The following is a 15,606-nucleotide window of genomic DNA, read 5'->3' on the forward strand; positions in this document are numbered from 1 at the left end:
TGATAAATAATAAGTTTAATAAATTTTTAAATTTGCGCAATGCAATTAACCGTATTATTTATCATTATCGGCTTAGCCATTTTATTCGATTTTCTAAATGGTTTTCATGATGCCGCAAACTCTATTGCAACTGTTGTCACAACAAAAGTTTTAACTCCAATTCAAGCAGTTATATGGGCTGCTTTTTTCAATTTTGTTGCTTTTTTTATTGCTAAATTTATCATTGGAGAATTTGGAGTTGCAGACACTATTGCCAAAATTATTAAAGAAGATGTTGTCGTCGCATTTGGCTCTAATCCTTCAATTGTTGTAATGGCAGCACTTTCTGCAGCGATTACATGGAATCTGCTAACATGGAAATTGGGAATTCCCTCTTCCTCTTCTCACACTTTGATTGGTGGCTTGGCTGGTGGGGCACTTGCTGCAACCGGCTATAATTTTTCAGCTATCAACAATACAATTATCCTAACAATTGTTGCATTTATACTCGTTGCACCCGTTATAGGACTTATTGCTGGAAATGTGATTTACATCATTACATTAAACCTGTGCAGAAATATAAAACCTCATAAAGCGGATTCTTGGTTCAAAAAGTTACAGCTTGTTTCTTCAGCTCTGTTAAGTATCGGACACGGTTTGAATGATTCTCAAAAAGTAATGGGGGTAATAACATTTGCTTTATTGGCTAATCAACAAGCCATTGTAAATACAGATATGAGTGAATGGGTTTTGAACGATGTTTTCGACTGGAAAAACTGGTTTATTACATCCAGTAGTACTGACATTCACGATTGGGTTCCGATTATGTGTTTCTCAGCAATTGCATTGGGAACGTTAGGAGGTGGAATGAAAATCTTGAAAACAATGGGAAATAAGATTACAAAAATCACGCCTATCGAAGGTTTTACCGCTCAGACCGCATCTGCTATTACGTTATTCTTTACAGAACACATCAAAATGCCTGTTTCTACAACACACGTCATTACAGGATCTATTATTGGTGTAGGGATGGTAAAAAGAGTTTCTGCAGTACGATGGGGAGTGACCATTAGTTTATTATGGGCTTGGATATTAACGATTCCTGTTTCTGCACTTATTGCCACAGGTTTTTACTATCTATTTTTAATGTTTTTCTAAAAATACACTTACATACATATAAAAAGGCGGTCAATTGACCGCCTTTTTATATGTATAATTTTAAATGATTATTTACTAAAATCTTCTTTCAACGAATCGATTTTCGTTAATAATTGCTGTTGAATTCTCGGATAATCTTCCTTATTCGAGATTGGTGCATTCACCGAAAAATAATACTTAATTTTCGGTTCTGTTCCTGAAGGACGGCAAGCGACTTTACTTCCATCTTCTGTATAAAAAATTAATACATTGGATTGAGGCACATCGATTGTTTTTTCTTCACCGGAAACTAAATCTTTGTCAACAGAAGTCTGAAAATCTTTTACACGAACAACTTTAGATCCTGCTAATTGTTTGGGAGAATTTGTACGGAAATCAACCATCATTTGCGCGATCAACTCTGCTCCTTCTTTACCAGGTTTTACAATATTAATCAAATCTTCTTGATAAGCTTTTCCTAATTCAAGATAGATTTCTGTTAGTTTATTGTATAATGAACTTCCTTTCGCTTTTTGGACAGCAGCAATTTCAGAAACCAATAATGCTGTTGTAACAGAATCTTTATCGCGGATAAAATCCCCAACCATAAATCCGAATGATTCTTCTCCCCCTCCAACAAAACTTTCTTTGCCTTCGAATTTACGAATCATATCTGCAATCCATTTGAAACCTGTTAAGCCGACTTTACAATCAACATTGAATTTCGCCGCAATATCATAGAAAATATCAGAGGTAACAATTGTCGAACCGATGAATTCTTTTCCAACTAATTTACCCGCTTCTTGCCATTTTTCTAATAAATAGTAGGCCAAAACAGTATTCATTTGGTTCCCATTTAACAAAACAATTTCACCTTCGTTGTTACGCGTTGCAACACCTACACGATCCGCATCAGGATCTGTTCCAATTACAACATCAGCGCCAATTTCGTTTGCTAAAGCAACTGCCATAACCAACGCTTCCGGCTCTTCTGGATTTGGTGATTTTACTGTAGGAAAATCACCACTTGGAATTGCTTGTTCAGCAACCTGATAAACTTGTGTAAAACCAGCTTTCTCAAAAGCTTTTGGCGTAATTGCAACAGAAGTTCCGTGAATAGAAGTAAAAACAATTTTGATGTCTTTTTTTCCTTCCTGAGTAAAACTTCCGTTCTCTACACATGCTTTAATAAAAGCTTCATCAATTTCTTTTCCGATGTATGTTAATAATTCATCATTTCCTTGAAATTTGATTTCTTCAACTTTTACATGATTTACTTCGTTGATAATTTCTCCATCTTGTGGTGGAACAATTTGCGCTCCATCATTCCAATAAACTTTGTAGCCGTTGTAAATTGGAGGATTATGAGAAGCAGTCAAAACAATTCCAGCATCACAACCTAAATGACGAACTGTAAACGACAATTCTGGCGTTGGACGGAAAGATTCAAATAAATAAACATGAATCCCGTTCGCTGTTAAAACATCTGCCACCATTTTAGCAAACGTATCTGAATTGTGACGAACATCATATGCAATTGCCACTTTTTTCTCTTTCGATGGAAATTGTTGATTGATATAATTTGCTAAACCCTGTGTTGCTGCACCAAGCGTGTATTTGTTTAAGCGATTTGTTCCTACCCCCATTATTCCACGCATTCCTCCTGTACCAAACTCTAAGTTTTTGTAAAAAGAATCGTCTAGTTCCGTTGGATTATGATCAATTAAATCTTGAACAGCTTTTCTTGTTTCCGCATCATAAGCGTCAGAAAGCCATAATTTAGCATTGTCTAAACTTGAAATCATTTTTCTTGTCTATTATTTTTTTATTACTTGAGCGCGATCGGCAATTTTAGTATCCTTGTTAGGGTCACCCATAAAATTTACAATTGAATTTCCTTTTGCCGAACCATATAACGTTTGACGAGCATTAATATCTAATAATGCATTATCATCTGTTGTAAAATTAGCTTCGTTCACTTCATATTTGAATAAATTCAATTTAGCTTCTCCGTAAGCTTTTACTTTCATCGTCCCTGCAGTTCCTTCTAACATGATATTCGATTGATCTTCTGCTTTCAAATTAAAGTTATTGGTAATTAAAAACGTTTGGTTGATTCTTGTTTGATCTTTCGCATTCATTTCCAATTCATCCACATTTAATGTTCCTGAAGTTGTAAGTGATGTTTGCTTAGCTACACTGATTTTTTCTAAATCGCGAGTAACATACACATAAAGATCATAAGCACTGTATTGATCAACATTCGATTTTTCTTTGATTGAAACAGCGTTGTTTTTTGCTTCAACTTCTAAATTATCAATAATATTTTGATGCGATTCTATCTTAATCCCCGACTTGTTTCCCGGAACTAAAATGACATTACAATTACACGAAACATTCAGATCTTTTATATTATCTGCCGTATATTCTTTCTGAGCAGTCGCAGCTCCTTCCCCATCAATAGACGATGAACAAGATGTAGCAGCTACTCCTAAAAGTGTTAACAAAATAATTTTTCTCATAGTAGTTGGTTTTTTTCTTATTAGTTTAAATTCAATTGTTTCTGAACTAAATACAATTGTTTTTCTCTGTTATTGCGAACGATTAATTCGCCCAAAAATCCCGCCAAAAATAACTGAGTCCCTAAAACCATGAAAACTAATGAGATATAAAAGTAAGGACTATCTGTAATTAATTTAGCCGGTGTATGCGAAATGTAAACTTTATATAGTTTTTCGATTCCGATATAAAAGGAAGATAAAAGTCCTAAGATAAACATTAAAGTTCCTAGCAACCCAAAAATATGCATGGGTTTATTTCCAAATTTCGAAGTAAAGAAAAGTGTGATCAAATCCAAGAAACCATTTACAAAACGATTTGCACCAAATTTTGAAACACCATATTTACGTGCCTGATGTTTTACTTTCTTCTCTATAATTTTCGAATATCCGGCATTTTTAGCCAATACAGGAATATAACGGTGCATATCTCCATACAATTCAATGTTTTGGGTCACTTCCCAACGGTAAGCTTTTAATCCACAGTTAAAATCATGCAATTTAACGCCGGATGTTTTTCTTGCTACACCATTGAATAGTTTCGAAGGAAGGTTTTTTGTCAATTTATTGTCCTGACGATTCTCTTTCCAACCGGAAACAATGTCTGCCTTTTGATTTTTCAACATTTTATATAACGAAGGAATTTCCTCAGGAAAATCCTGTAAATCAGCATCCATTGTAATGACAACATCTCCCTTCACTTCTTTGAAAGCAGCGCTCAATGCAGGTGATTTACCATAGTTTTTTCGGAATTTAATTCCTTTTACTTCAGGATTGAAGTTGGCAATATATTCTATAATCTGCCACGAATCATCTGTACTTCCGTCATCAACGAAAATGACTTCGAATGTAAAATCATTCTGTTCACATACTTTTTTGATTCTGTAGAATAATTCCTCTAAGGAATCCTGTTCATTCAATAAAGGAATAACAACTGAAATATCCATATGTTAAAAAACACGTTTTTTTAAGAATTGTGAAAACATCGCCGAAATTGCGATGTAGAAAGATAAGAAAATTGAGAATAATCCGAAGAAATTTTTCACTGTAAATAAATTAAGTGTTTTATAATCGTCCGAATTTCTAAATGTTTCGATATCTTTTGCGACTTTAGGATCAGACATATTCGATGTAAATGTATCTAATAGACCTTGTTTCAAACTGTCTTGCGCCCATTCTCCATAAGTATTAAAGAATACAAAAATAACAATCAAACTCATAATCCCTGCAAAGAAAATAGTATAGAAACCTACCTTAAAACCTTCTTTAAATGTCATTAAGTCTTCTGATGATTGATGATGTTTTGCTTTTACTTTCGATAAATTGAAAATTGTAAAGAAACAATACAACGCATACAAAGGTAAAACTACAAAACAGCAGATCATAAAGCTGTAGGTATAATAATCTTTTACAGAAACTGTTCCGTTTAATGAAAAATAAAAGTAAAGTGCAAAAAACAAGGCTAATGTTATTGCCATAAGCACCAAAGAGCTTTTGAAAATTTTATTAAAACTAATCATTCTGCAAAGATAATTATATCTCGTAATTCTTTCTCTATTAAATTGTATGATTTAAAAAGGAATTTATCTTCATAAATTCCTTTCTTCAGCTACTTTTTACAATATCAATTATTTTTTTAGTTCTAATTTTCAGTTGTAAATCAATTCATTAATTTAACCCGACCTAATCAGCAAGAAAGTTTTTTCAATAAACACTTTTATTTTATTAAAACTTTCTTACCTTTGCATCAGGCAAGTCCTACACAACCAGCTCCTGTTGAATCCTCCAGGACGGGAACGTAGCAAAGGTATACGGTCGTAGCGGTGTGATGTAGATCGCTTGCCTATTTTTATTCTCTAAAATTACCCTTCACTTTTTTTTACCCCATAAATTATTCATAAATTTGCAACCATTGATTTAAAGATTCAATGGAAACAAACAAAGCACCAAAGTACATTTTCGTTACCGGAGGAGTAACATCGTCGTTAGGAAAAGGAATCGTAGCATCATCATTAGGAATGCTATTAGAAGCAAGAGGATATAGAGTGACAATTCAAAAATTAGATCCCTATATTAATGTAGACCCAGGAACACTTAATCCATACGAGCACGGAGAATGTTACGTAACGGAAGATGGTGCCGAGACCGATTTAGATTTAGGACATTATGAGCGCTTCTTAAACCGTGCTACATCTCGTGCTAATTCAGTTACTACAGGTCGTATTTACCAAACAGTTATAGAAAAAGAACGTCGTGGAGATTATTTAGGAAAAACCGTACAAGTTGTTCCACATATCACAAACGAAATCAAACGCCGTATCAAATTATTAGGTAATACAGGCGATTATGATATCATTATTACCGAAATTGGAGGTACAGTGGGAGATATCGAATCTTTACCATATATCGAAACAATCCGCCAGTTGACTTGGGAATTAGGCGAACACAATTCGTTGGTTATTCACTTAACTTTAGTCCCTTATTTGGCTGCGTCTGGTGAATTAAAAACAAAACCTACTCAACATTCTGTTCGTACATTAATGGAAAATGGTATTCATGCCAATGTTTTGGTGACTCGAACTGAACATCATCTGCCAAAAGATGTTAAAAATAAATTAGCTTTATTCTGCAATGTTCGCAAAGAAAATGTGATCGAATGTATGGATGCGGATACAATTTATGAAGTTCCATTCTTATTACATGAACAAAATTTTGACGAAGTTGTTTTAAAAGGCTTAGATTTGCCAACTGATCAAGAACCAAATTTCACCGTTTGGAATAAATTCTTATCAAATCATAAAAATCCTAAAAACGAAATAGAAATTGCTTTAGTTGGTAAATATGTTTCGTTACATGATTCTTATAAATCTATTACAGAAGCATTTACACATGCTGCTGCAACATGCGAAACGAATGTAAAAGTTCGTTGGGTATATTCTGGAGATATTACAGAAGATAATGTTGGCGAGCAACTGAAAGGAGTTTCAGGAGTTTTAATTGCTCCAGGTTTTGGAGATCGTGGAATTTTAGGTAAAATAATTGCAGCAAATTATGCACGAAGAAATAATATTCCAACTTTAGGAATTTGTTTGGGAATGCAAATTATGGCAATTGAATTTGCTCGTAATGTTTTAGGTTACGAAAAAGCAGATTCAGCAGAAATGGATTTAACAACGCCTTATCCTGTTATCAGTTTGATGGAAGATCAAAAAGATGTATCAGATAAAGGTGGAACAATGCGTTTAGGGAACTGGAAATGTAATTTAACTCCAAATACAAAAATTGAGAAAATTTACAATACAACAGAAATCTTAGAGCGTCATCGTCATAGATATGAATTCAACAATGATTTTTACAACGAATTTGTTGAACACAATTTTATTCCGGTGGGGAAAAATCCAGAAACAGAGTTAGTCGAAATTTTAGAACATAATCAACACCCGTTTTATATCGGTGTACAATTCCATCCGGAATACAAGAGTACAGTTGCTTCGCCACATCCTTTATTTATAAGTTTTATCGAGGCAGCTTTATTGAATAAACAAAATGATTTATTAAATGCAACAAGAGAAAAAATTTGATTTTAACCAAACGATTGGTTTTATTTTAATTGCAATTCTTTTTGGCGTATTCTATTTTCTTAACAGACCTTCGGAAGAACAAATCGAAGCTCAGAAAAAAGAATTAGTTCAGAAACAAGAGCAAGCGAAAAAACAGGAACAATTAAATAAAATAGCTACAACACAAGCTTTTCAAACTGTAGATCCTACATTAGCAAAAGATGTCGAAGTTAGTAATGATAAATTAAAGGTCACTTTTTCACCAAAAGGAGCCCAAATTTCTGATGTACAAGTCATCGGATATACAGCTTATAATGACAAAAAAGACGGACACAAAGATCCTTTACATTTAGTAAAAGACGGATCGAGTACATTCAATTTATCATTCAAAACAAAACAAGGCACTGTTTTGAATGTTTCGGATTTAATATTTGTCCCTCAAGTACAAAAAAATGCGAACAATACAATTGTAACATTTACAGCGAATGCTCAAAATAGTCAGATTCAATACATCTATACGTTAGGAGATTCATACGGAATCGATTTTGAAATAAAAACACAAGGTTTATCTAATATTACATCAGATAACAAAGTCGATTTGGCGTGGACAATGGACGGTTTCAGTACAGAAAAAGGGAAAGATCAAGAAAAATATTGGTCTCATACTTATTTTCAGTTCAAAGGAAACAAGGACATTGAATACGAATTATTTGGTGCGGACGAATGGGAAGAGAAAGAAGAAGCGATTTCTTGGGTTGCCAATAAACAACAATTCTTCGCTACTGTTTTATCAAATGACGAAGGGTTTAAGAACACAAAAGGAGGTTCTAAAAATTCGGAGAAAGAAGATTTAACGTATAGCAAACACTACCACTTAAATTCTCAGTTAGATTTAAAAAACAGTGAAATCAACTCGAAATTCACATGGGATTTTATTCCATTGGATTATAAAATGTTGAAAGATTACAACGACAAAGGATTCCAAAACTTAATTGACTTTGGTTGGGGATTATTTGGTTGGTTGAATAAATATTTCTTCCTGAATATTTTCAAATGGTTGGCTTCTGTCGGAATTACATACGGATGGGTTATCTTCTTGATGACAATTGTAGTAAAATTGGTTTTATCTCCAATTATGTACAAACAATACCGCCAATCTGCCTTGATGAAAGTTGTTCGTCCAGAATTGAATGAAATCAATGAAAAATACAAGGATCCAAAGGATGCGATGAAGAAACAACAAGAAACAATGGCAATTTATCGTAATGCAGGTATTAATCCATTAGCAGGATGTTTACCGGCGTTATTACAAATCCCTATTTTCTATGCGTTGTTCCGTTTCTTCCCGAACTTAATCGACTTAAGAGGTGTTCCTTTTTGGTTTGTAGACGATTTAACGGCTTTTGATGATTTAATCAAATTACCGGAATGGGTACCATTCCTTAACGGACACTTAAGTGTGTTTGCTTTATTGTATATCGTTGCAATGATGATTTATTTTAAAGTTTCAGGATCAATGGATAACTTCCAATTGCCACAACAAGAAGGAATGCCGAATATGCAGTTCATGAAGTATATGATGTATGTTATGCCGGTTTTCTTCTTTGTATTCCTTAATAATTATGCCTCTGGTTTATCGTGGTATTATTTAGTATCCAATGCAATTAATATTTTTATTGTATTGTATATTAAGAAATACATGATCCATGAAGCGAAAATTCATCAAATTATCGAGACAAATAAAACGAAACCTAAAAAACAAGGTAAGTTTGCAACTCGTATGCAAGAGATGATGAAACAAGCACAAGAAATGCAAGAGCAACAACAAAAGAATAAAAAGAAATAATTTCGATATCATTCAATTTTAAAAAGTCCGTTATTAATTATTAACGGACTTTTTTTATTTTCTAATAATTTATTCTTAATCATGTATATATTCAATTAAAAATACTTTAATAGTGTACTAATTACACTTTTATTGAATAAATTGTTTTTTATTTATTATTTTCAGATTATTATTGTCTTTAAATAATAATACATATGAATAATATTTACTCAATTAAAGATGAAACTGCGAATCCAGGGCCACTGGGTTTATTTGGATTTGCAATGACTACAATTTTATTAAATATCCACAATGCAGGCTTCTTTCCTATTAATAGTATGATTATGGGAATGGGTGTTTTTTTTGGTGGCGGAGCTCAATTTATTGCAGGAGTTATGGAATGGAAAAAAGGAAACAACTTTGGAAGCATTGCATTTATGTCCTATGGAGCATTTTGGTTGACACTCGTTTTTACCTGGTTAGCACCTATGTTCGGTGTAGAAAAACCGGACGGAAACGCCATGGGATGTTATTTAGGAATGTGGGGATTATTTACCTTCATCAATTTCCTGCAAACCTTAAAAGGTAATTTAGTCGGAAAATTACTGTTTAGCTCATTAACATTTTTATTCTTTTTATTAGCTGCAGCTAATTTTACAGAAGATGAAGGAATTTTACATTTTGCGGGTTGGGTTGGTATTGTTTGTGGTTTTATCGCATTTTATGAAGCTTCTGCAATCATGATTAATCAGAAATATGAAAAAGCAATTCTTCCACTATAAACAGACTTTCGTATAAAAAAAATCCTTTATCAGTTTTGATAAAGGATTTTTTTTATACTTGAATTTAATAGTCTATTTATTGAACATCGGAGCCAATAATTTTTTCCAAATAAACAATAGAATTAGAGCCCCTAAAATTGAGAAAATCCAATCAAGCGGACTGAAGAAACTAACTTCTCCGTCATGAGAAATTCCTAAAATTGTACGCATATAAGCTCCTAAATAAGCCCCAACAATACCAATTAATGCTGTAACCCAAAATCCTCCCGGATCTTTTCCCGGCATAATGGCTTTAGCAATTCCTGCACAAATCAAACCGAACACAAGGTACACCAAGAAGCTCCAAACGCCCGTAATACCTAGCATAATAAATGAAGTTGTCATCATAATTAATAATATTTTTTATGGTTGTATAAATTGTTAAGCAAATCTTAACTAAAATCGTTCCAAAAAGATAAGAAAAGTTTTTGGATTTTGTAAATTTGTCTACTATAAAAAAATAAAATTTATGTCTCTAATTAAATCAATTTCAGGTTTTCGCGGAACTATCGGGGGTAAACCAGGAGATAATTTAACGCCAATTGATGCTGTAAAATTTGCTGCTGCATACGGAACATGGTTAAAAAAGCAATCAAATCAATCAGATTATAAAGTAATTATTGGCCGTGATGCCCGGATTTCCGGACAAATGGTTTCTCAATTAGTCTGTTCAACTTTACAAGGATTAGGAATTCATGTTGTCGATCTGGGTTTATCTACAACCCCAACCGTAGAAGTTATGGTAACACATTTGCATGCAGACGGAGGTATTATTTTAACCGCTTCTCATAATCCAAAAGAATGGAATGCTTTGAAATTATTAAATGCAAAAGGAGAGTTTGTTTCTGCAGAAGACGGCGCGCAAATTTTAGCTTTTGCAGACAAAGATGATTATACATTTGCTGAAGTTGATGATTTAGGATCTTATGAAACTTTTGATGATGCCATTGATTTACATATTGAGAAAATTTTGGCTTTACCACTAGTTAATGCTAAAGCAATTCAAAATAAAAATTTCAAGGTTGCCATCGATGCGGTTAATTCAACCGGAGGAATTGCCATTCCAAAATTATTACAACGTTTGGGTGTCATTCATTACGATATGTATTGCGAACCAAATGGACATTTTCCTCATAATCCGGAACCTTTAAAAGAACATTTAGGAGATATTTGTAAAAAGGTGATTGATGAACAAGCAGATTTCGGAATCGTTGTTGATCCGGATGTTGATCGTTTAGCAATTATCGATGAGAAAGGCGAAATGTTTGGTGAAGAATACACTTTAGTTGCTGTGGCTGATTATGTTTTATCAAAAACACCTTCTGCTACGGTTTCTAATTTATCTTCTTCTCGTGCTTTGTGTGATATCACAGAAAAATATGGACAAAAATATGTCCCTTCTGCTGTAGGAGAAGTGAATGTTGTCGTTGAAATGAAGAATACCGATGCAAAAATTGGAGGAGAAGGAAATGGCGGAATAATTTACCCGGAATTGCATTATGGTAGAGATTCTTTAGTAGGAATTGCCTTATTCCTAACTCATTTAGCTGAACAAAATATTACTGTTTCTGAATTGAGAGCTTCTTATCCGGCTTATTTTATGGCTAAGAAAAAGATCGAATTGACTCCGGAAATTAATGTAGACGAATTGTTAGTGAAAATTCAAGACATCTATAAAAACGAACAAATCAATACAGTTGATGGTGTAAAAATTGATTTCCCAACCGAATGGGTTCACTTGAGAAAATCTAACACAGAACCAATTATTCGTATTTATACTGAAAGTACTTCTGAAGAAAATGCAAATAAATTGGCTGATAAAATGATCGAAAGCATCAAAAATATCATCTAATATAATCAATTTTAATTGTTTAATAAATGTGCAAAACTCTAACAATTCGTTAGGATTTTTGCACATTTTATTTTGTAAATTAGTCTGATACTATGGACGAAGATTTTTTTAACAACGAACTGATTGAAGCTTTCGAACAAATGCTTGACAATCGTGAATATAAATATTACGATTCAGAGGATTTGGTCGAAATTATTGAATTCTATATTGAGGTAAACGATAGTGAATATGCAAAACGTGCCTTAGATTTTGCTGAAAAAATGCACCCTGATAACATTGATATCAAAATTAAGAAAGTTGAATATTTTCTTTCTATTAACGAATTGAAACGTTCAGCAAAATTAATTCAAGAGTTAAAAGATTTAGCATCCAATGAACTGGATTACTTACTTGTTCAGGCTCGTTTTTGGGGAATGAAAAATATGCCTCGAAAAGCAATCGGCTTTTACGAAGAAGCCTTGTTGATAGATGATGAAGAAACAGATTTTATCTGTAATTGTATTGGGAACGAATATTTGAATTTGGATGAAGTTCATTCAGCCTTGATTGCTTTTAAAAAAGCTGTAAAATTTAATCCAGAAAATGATTATTCTTTTTATTCTATTATTCAATGTTATGAGGAAATCCATAATCCGGATGATTGTATTGCTTTTTTGAAAGATTTTATTGATGATAATCCTTATTCTGAAGTAGCCTGGTTACAACTTGGCTTATTATACAATTACAAAAAAATGTATGCAGAAGCTATCAATGCATTGGATTATGTTATCGCCATCAATCCTAATTCTATTGCGGGACATGCAAACAAGGCTGCTTCTTTGGAAGAATTAGGTGAATACAACCAGGCGATAGAAACATTAGAAGAAACATTAGAATATGATGACTCTCCTGCTGTAACCCATCTTAAAATTGGTGAATTGTACGAAAAGCTGGAAAAACCTCAAAAGGCATTAAAAGCCTATCATATTGCGATAAAAGAAGATCCTCAACTGGATAAAGTTTGGGCAAAGTCTGCAGCTTTATATGATAAAATGGGTAATTTAGAGGAAGCGGAATATTACATTCAACGCGCATTAGAATTGAATGAAGATAATGCAGAATATTATACAAATTCGACTTATTATTTCTTGAAACAAATGAAGTTTGAAGAAGCCATAAAAAGTCTTTCCAGATTAGTTGAGCTAAAGCCTTTAGTTTTCAACACATGGTTCGCCTATATTGAAACGCTGATTGCTATTGGAGAATATGAACAAGCCATAGCAGTCATAATTAGCGGTGCCTTGAAAAACTTCAACCGAGCAGAATTTTTCTATCAATTGAGTAATGTTTATTATTTAACTGATCAAGATCAATTAGGAAACGAAGCATTGAGTAATGCATTAAGTTTAGATCGAAATATTAAAGATATGATGATAGAGCACTACCCTATTCTTCAAGAAAAAATTGAACACTTAAATCAAAAATAAAAGCAATAGAATTGTTGATGTTTACGTGATCTCCAACTTTATAGAAGACAACAAAAAATAATGTATCTTTAATCATCAACAATTCCCATATGAACTTTGTCGCGCACCAATATTTATCTTTCGGAAATCATTCTCTTCAAATAGGAAATCTGCTTGGAGAAATCGTAAAAGGAAAGCAATACCTTAGTTATGATGATGAAATTCAAAAAGGAATTTTGCTTCATCGTACAATTGATACATTTACCGACTCTCATGATATTGTCAAACAAAGTTCGAGTTATTTTCACGATACGCAACATAAATTTGCGCCCATCATCATTGATGTGATTTATGATTATTTTTTAATTAAATATTGGAATGATTTTTCCGAAACTTCTTTTGAACAATTTAAATCAGCTTGTTATCAACTTTTTAACATCAATTACGATTCATTTCCAAAAAAACTTCAGGAAACCATTTTTTATTTGTTAAAATATGATTGGTTTGAGAATTATTCGACCATAGAAGGTGTTCAAAAAACCTTGAAGGGAATTGGAAGCCGAACAAAATTTCAAAACAATCTGCATGAAATAATTCCGGTATTCGAAAAAAATTATTCACATCTCGAAAATGATTTTCTCAATTTCTTTCCTCAATTACAATCACACTGTAAGAGCTTTGTATTCATTACTCCTTAAGTATTAAAATTCATTTTAAGAATTCGATAAAATTCATTAGTTTAGGGCTGTAAACAAACAGAAAACCACAATGGATTTAACTTTTAATAAAAGAGAGGATCATAATAAATTATTACTTTCAAAACTGCGCCAAAAACTGAACGAAGTTTACCTTGGCGGAGGCCAGAAAAGAATAGATGCTCTACATAGCAAAGGAAAAATGTCAGCAAGAGAACGTATCGATTATCTTTTTGACGATAAAAAACCTAGCTTAGAAATTGGGGCTTTAACGGGAGATGAAATGTACAAAGAACATGGCGGATGCCCTTCCGGAGGAGTTGTTGTAAAAATAGGATATATTTCCGGAAAACAATGTATTGTCGTTGCGAATGACGCTACAGTAAAGGCCGGAGCCTGGTTTCCGATTACAGGAAAAAAGAATTTACGTGCACAGGAAATTGCAATGGAAAACAGATTACCAATTATTTATTTGGTAGATAGTGCAGGCGTTTATTTACCTATGCAAGATGAAATTTTTCCTGACAAAGAAAACTTTGGTCGCATTTTCCGAAATAATGCGATGATGTCTTCGATGGGAATTACTCAAATTTCTGCTGTAATGGGAAGTTGTGTTGCCGGCGGTGCTTATTTACCAATTATGAGCGACGAAGCGATGATTGTAGATAAAACAGGCTCTATTTTCCTAGCCGGAAGTTATTTGGTAAAAGCTGCCATTGGAGAAGATATCGATAATGAAACTTTAGGCGGAGCAACAACACATTGCGAAATATCTGGTGTGACTGATTATAAAGCAAAGGATGATAAAGATGCGTTAGACAGAATAAAATCTATTGTTGGTAAGATCGGGGATTACGAGAAAGCAGGATTTAATCGTATCGCATCTGCAAAACCTACTTTAGACGAAAACGAAATTTATGGAATTTTGCCAGCTTCCCGTGCTGAGCAATATGATATGTATGATATTATTAACAGACTTGTTGATCACTCTGAATTGGATGAATACAAACCTGATTATGGAAAATCAATCATCTGTACCTATGCACGTATTGACGGATGGGCTGTAGGAATAGTAGCCAATCAGCGTAAAATTGTAAAATCGAAGAAAGACGGAATGCAATTTGGCGGTGTAATTTATTCTGATTCTGCCGATAAAGCTACCCGTTTTATTGCAAACTGTAATCAAAAGAAAATTCCATTGGTCTTCTTGCAAGATGTAACCGGATTTATGGTTGGATCTAAATCTGAGCATGGAGGAATCATCAAAGATGGTGCTAAAATGGTAAATGCTGTTTCTAATTCTGTTGTACCTAAATTTACAATTGTTGTAGGAAATTCTTATGGTGCCGGAAATTATGCCATGTGTGGAAAGGCTTATGATCCACGATTGATTGTTGCTTGGCCATCTGCGCAATTAGCGGTTATGGGAGGAGAACAAGCAGCAAAAGTTTTATTACAAATTAAAGAAGCCACTTTAAAAGCACAAGGAGTTGAAGTTGATGAAGTGAAAAAACAAGAGCTTTTGGATGAAATTATAGCAAAATACAATGATGAAACAAGTCCGTATTATGCTGCGGCAAGATTGTGGACAGATGGAATTATTGATCCATTGGATACACGAAAATGGATTTCGATGGGAATTGAAGCTGCCAATCATGCTCCGATTGAAAAACAATTCAATCTAGGTGTTATTCAAGTTTAGAAATAAAAATATGTTCAAAAATAAAAGAGAAG

13 protein-coding genes and 1 other RNA gene are annotated in these 15,606 nt (G+C 33.3%); 9 read left to right on the forward strand and 5 right to left on the reverse strand.

Annotated elements, in window-relative coordinates; all coding sequences use genetic code 11:
• Positions 1-39: 39 nt before the first annotated feature.
• Complete coding sequence (locus H277_RS0103605; protein ID WP_019974214.1) at positions 40-1,137, forward strand: inorganic phosphate transporter; 1,098 nt, start codon at positions 40-42, stop codon at positions 1,135-1,137.
• A gap of 68 nt (positions 1,138-1,205) precedes the next feature.
• Here the strand turns inward: H277_RS0103605 and H277_RS0103610 are convergent, their stop codons facing one another.
• From H277_RS0103610 to H277_RS0103625, 4 genes are read right to left on the reverse strand one after another with little or no spacing between them, the layout of a single operon-like run.
• Positions 1,206-2,918 carry a phospho-sugar mutase gene (locus H277_RS0103610; protein WP_026357391.1) on the reverse strand — a complete coding sequence of 571 codons (1,713 nt, stop codon included), beginning with the start codon at positions 2,916-2,918 and terminating at the stop codon, positions 1,206-1,208.
• A gap of 15 nt (positions 2,919-2,933) precedes the next feature.
• The gene (locus H277_RS0103615; protein ID WP_019974216.1) at positions 2,934-3,638 is read right to left on the reverse strand and encodes a GIN domain-containing protein; all 705 of its coding nucleotides are present in this window, start codon (positions 3,636-3,638) and stop codon (positions 2,934-2,936) included.
• A gap of 20 nt (positions 3,639-3,658) precedes the next feature.
• The gene (locus tag H277_RS0103620; protein WP_019974217.1) at positions 3,659-4,621 is read right to left on the reverse strand and encodes a glycosyltransferase family 2 protein; all 963 of its coding nucleotides are present in this window, start codon (positions 4,619-4,621) and stop codon (positions 3,659-3,661) included.
• A gap of 3 nt (positions 4,622-4,624) precedes the next feature.
• Positions 4,625-5,152, reverse strand: coding sequence for a DUF4199 domain-containing protein (locus H277_RS0103625; RefSeq protein WP_169337509.1), 528 nt, complete (start codon positions 5,150-5,152; stop codon positions 4,625-4,627).
• Positions 5,153-5,423: 271 nt separating this feature from the next.
• Here H277_RS0103625 and ffs point away from each other — a divergent pair.
• The 4 genes from ffs to H277_RS0103640 all read left to right on the forward strand — a co-directional run bounded on the left by ffs (position 5,424) and on the right by H277_RS0103640 (position 9,841).
• An RNA gene (gene ffs, locus H277_RS19935) (signal recognition particle sRNA small type) lies at positions 5,424-5,522 on the forward strand.
• 80 nt (positions 5,523-5,602) lie between these two features.
• Entirely contained in the window at positions 5,603-7,255 is a 1,653-nt protein-coding gene (locus H277_RS18555) for a CTP synthase (RefSeq protein ID WP_019974219.1), read from the forward strand.
• A complete protein-coding gene (gene yidC, locus H277_RS0103635; protein WP_019974220.1) occupies positions 7,233-9,080 on the forward strand; it encodes a membrane protein insertase YidC in 1,848 nt (615 codons plus the stop codon). The genes H277_RS18555 and yidC overlap by 23 nt, the downstream gene beginning before the upstream one ends.
• A gap of 194 nt (positions 9,081-9,274) precedes the next feature.
• Positions 9,275-9,841, forward strand: a complete 567-nt coding sequence (locus tag H277_RS0103640; protein ID WP_019974221.1) for an acetate uptake transporter — start codon at positions 9,275-9,277, stop codon at positions 9,839-9,841.
• Between the two features lie 72 nt (positions 9,842-9,913).
• Here H277_RS0103640 and H277_RS0103645 read toward each other — a convergent pair whose 3' ends face one another.
• The gene (locus H277_RS0103645) at positions 9,914-10,228 is read right to left on the reverse strand and encodes a GlsB/YeaQ/YmgE family stress response membrane protein (protein WP_019974222.1); all 315 of its coding nucleotides are present in this window, start codon (positions 10,226-10,228) and stop codon (positions 9,914-9,916) included.
• 121 nt (positions 10,229-10,349) lie between these two features.
• Between H277_RS0103645 and glmM the strand changes: the two genes are divergently transcribed.
• The 4 genes from glmM (at position 10,350) to H277_RS0103670 (ending at position 15,574) form a co-directional block, all read left to right on the forward strand.
• Positions 10,350-11,732 (forward strand): phosphoglucosamine mutase, encoded by a 1,383-nt coding sequence (gene glmM / locus H277_RS0103650; protein WP_019974223.1) that lies wholly within the window; start codon positions 10,350-10,352, stop codon positions 11,730-11,732.
• Between the two features lie 92 nt (positions 11,733-11,824).
• Entirely contained in the window at positions 11,825-13,198 is a 1,374-nt protein-coding gene (locus H277_RS0103655; protein ID WP_019974224.1) for a tetratricopeptide repeat protein, read from the forward strand.
• A gap of 89 nt (positions 13,199-13,287) precedes the next feature.
• Positions 13,288-13,875: an acyl carrier protein phosphodiesterase gene (locus tag H277_RS0103665; protein ID WP_019974226.1), complete on the forward strand. Its 588-nt coding sequence runs from the start codon at positions 13,288-13,290 to the stop codon at positions 13,873-13,875.
• 70 nt (positions 13,876-13,945) lie between these two features.
• Entirely contained in the window at positions 13,946-15,574 is a 1,629-nt protein-coding gene (locus tag H277_RS0103670; RefSeq protein WP_019974227.1) for an acyl-CoA carboxylase subunit beta, read from the forward strand.
• Positions 15,575-15,606: the final 32 nt, after the last annotated feature.

This window comes from Empedobacter brevis NBRC 14943 = ATCC 43319, from assembly GCF_000382425.1.
Taxonomy (GTDB): Bacteria; Bacteroidota; Bacteroidia; order Flavobacteriales; family Weeksellaceae; genus Empedobacter; species Empedobacter brevis.

What these genes read in the sequence shown, in the direction of transcription:
- H277_RS0103605 (WP_019974214.1), top strand. Translation starts at nt 40, where the DNA reads ATGCAATTAACCGTATTATTTATCATTATCGGCTTAGCCATTTTATTC.
- H277_RS0103615 (WP_019974216.1), bottom strand. Translation starts at nt 3,638, where the DNA reads ATGAGAAAAATTATTTTGTTAACACTTTTAGGAGTAGCTGCTACATCT.
- H277_RS0103620 (WP_019974217.1), bottom strand. Translation starts at nt 4,621, where the DNA reads ATGGATATTTCAGTTGTTATTCCTTTATTGAATGAACAGGATTCCTTA.
- H277_RS0103625 (WP_169337509.1), bottom strand. Translation starts at nt 5,152, where the DNA reads ATGGCAATAACATTAGCCTTGTTTTTTGCACTTTACTTTTATTTTTCA.
- H277_RS18555 (WP_019974219.1), top strand. Translation starts at nt 5,603, where the DNA reads ATGGAAACAAACAAAGCACCAAAGTACATTTTCGTTACCGGAGGAGTA.
- yidC (WP_019974220.1), top strand. Translation starts at nt 7,233, where the DNA reads ATGCAACAAGAGAAAAAATTTGATTTTAACCAAACGATTGGTTTTATT.
- H277_RS0103640 (WP_019974221.1), top strand. Translation starts at nt 9,275, where the DNA reads ATGAATAATATTTACTCAATTAAAGATGAAACTGCGAATCCAGGGCCA.
- H277_RS0103645 (WP_019974222.1), bottom strand. Translation starts at nt 10,228, where the DNA reads ATGATGACAACTTCATTTATTATGCTAGGTATTACGGGCGTTTGGAGC.
- glmM (WP_019974223.1), top strand. Translation starts at nt 10,350, where the DNA reads ATGTCTCTAATTAAATCAATTTCAGGTTTTCGCGGAACTATCGGGGGT.
- H277_RS0103655 (WP_019974224.1), top strand. Translation starts at nt 11,825, where the DNA reads ATGGACGAAGATTTTTTTAACAACGAACTGATTGAAGCTTTCGAACAA.
- H277_RS0103665 (WP_019974226.1), top strand. Translation starts at nt 13,288, where the DNA reads ATGAACTTTGTCGCGCACCAATATTTATCTTTCGGAAATCATTCTCTT.
- H277_RS0103670 (WP_019974227.1), top strand. Translation starts at nt 13,946, where the DNA reads ATGGATTTAACTTTTAATAAAAGAGAGGATCATAATAAATTATTACTT.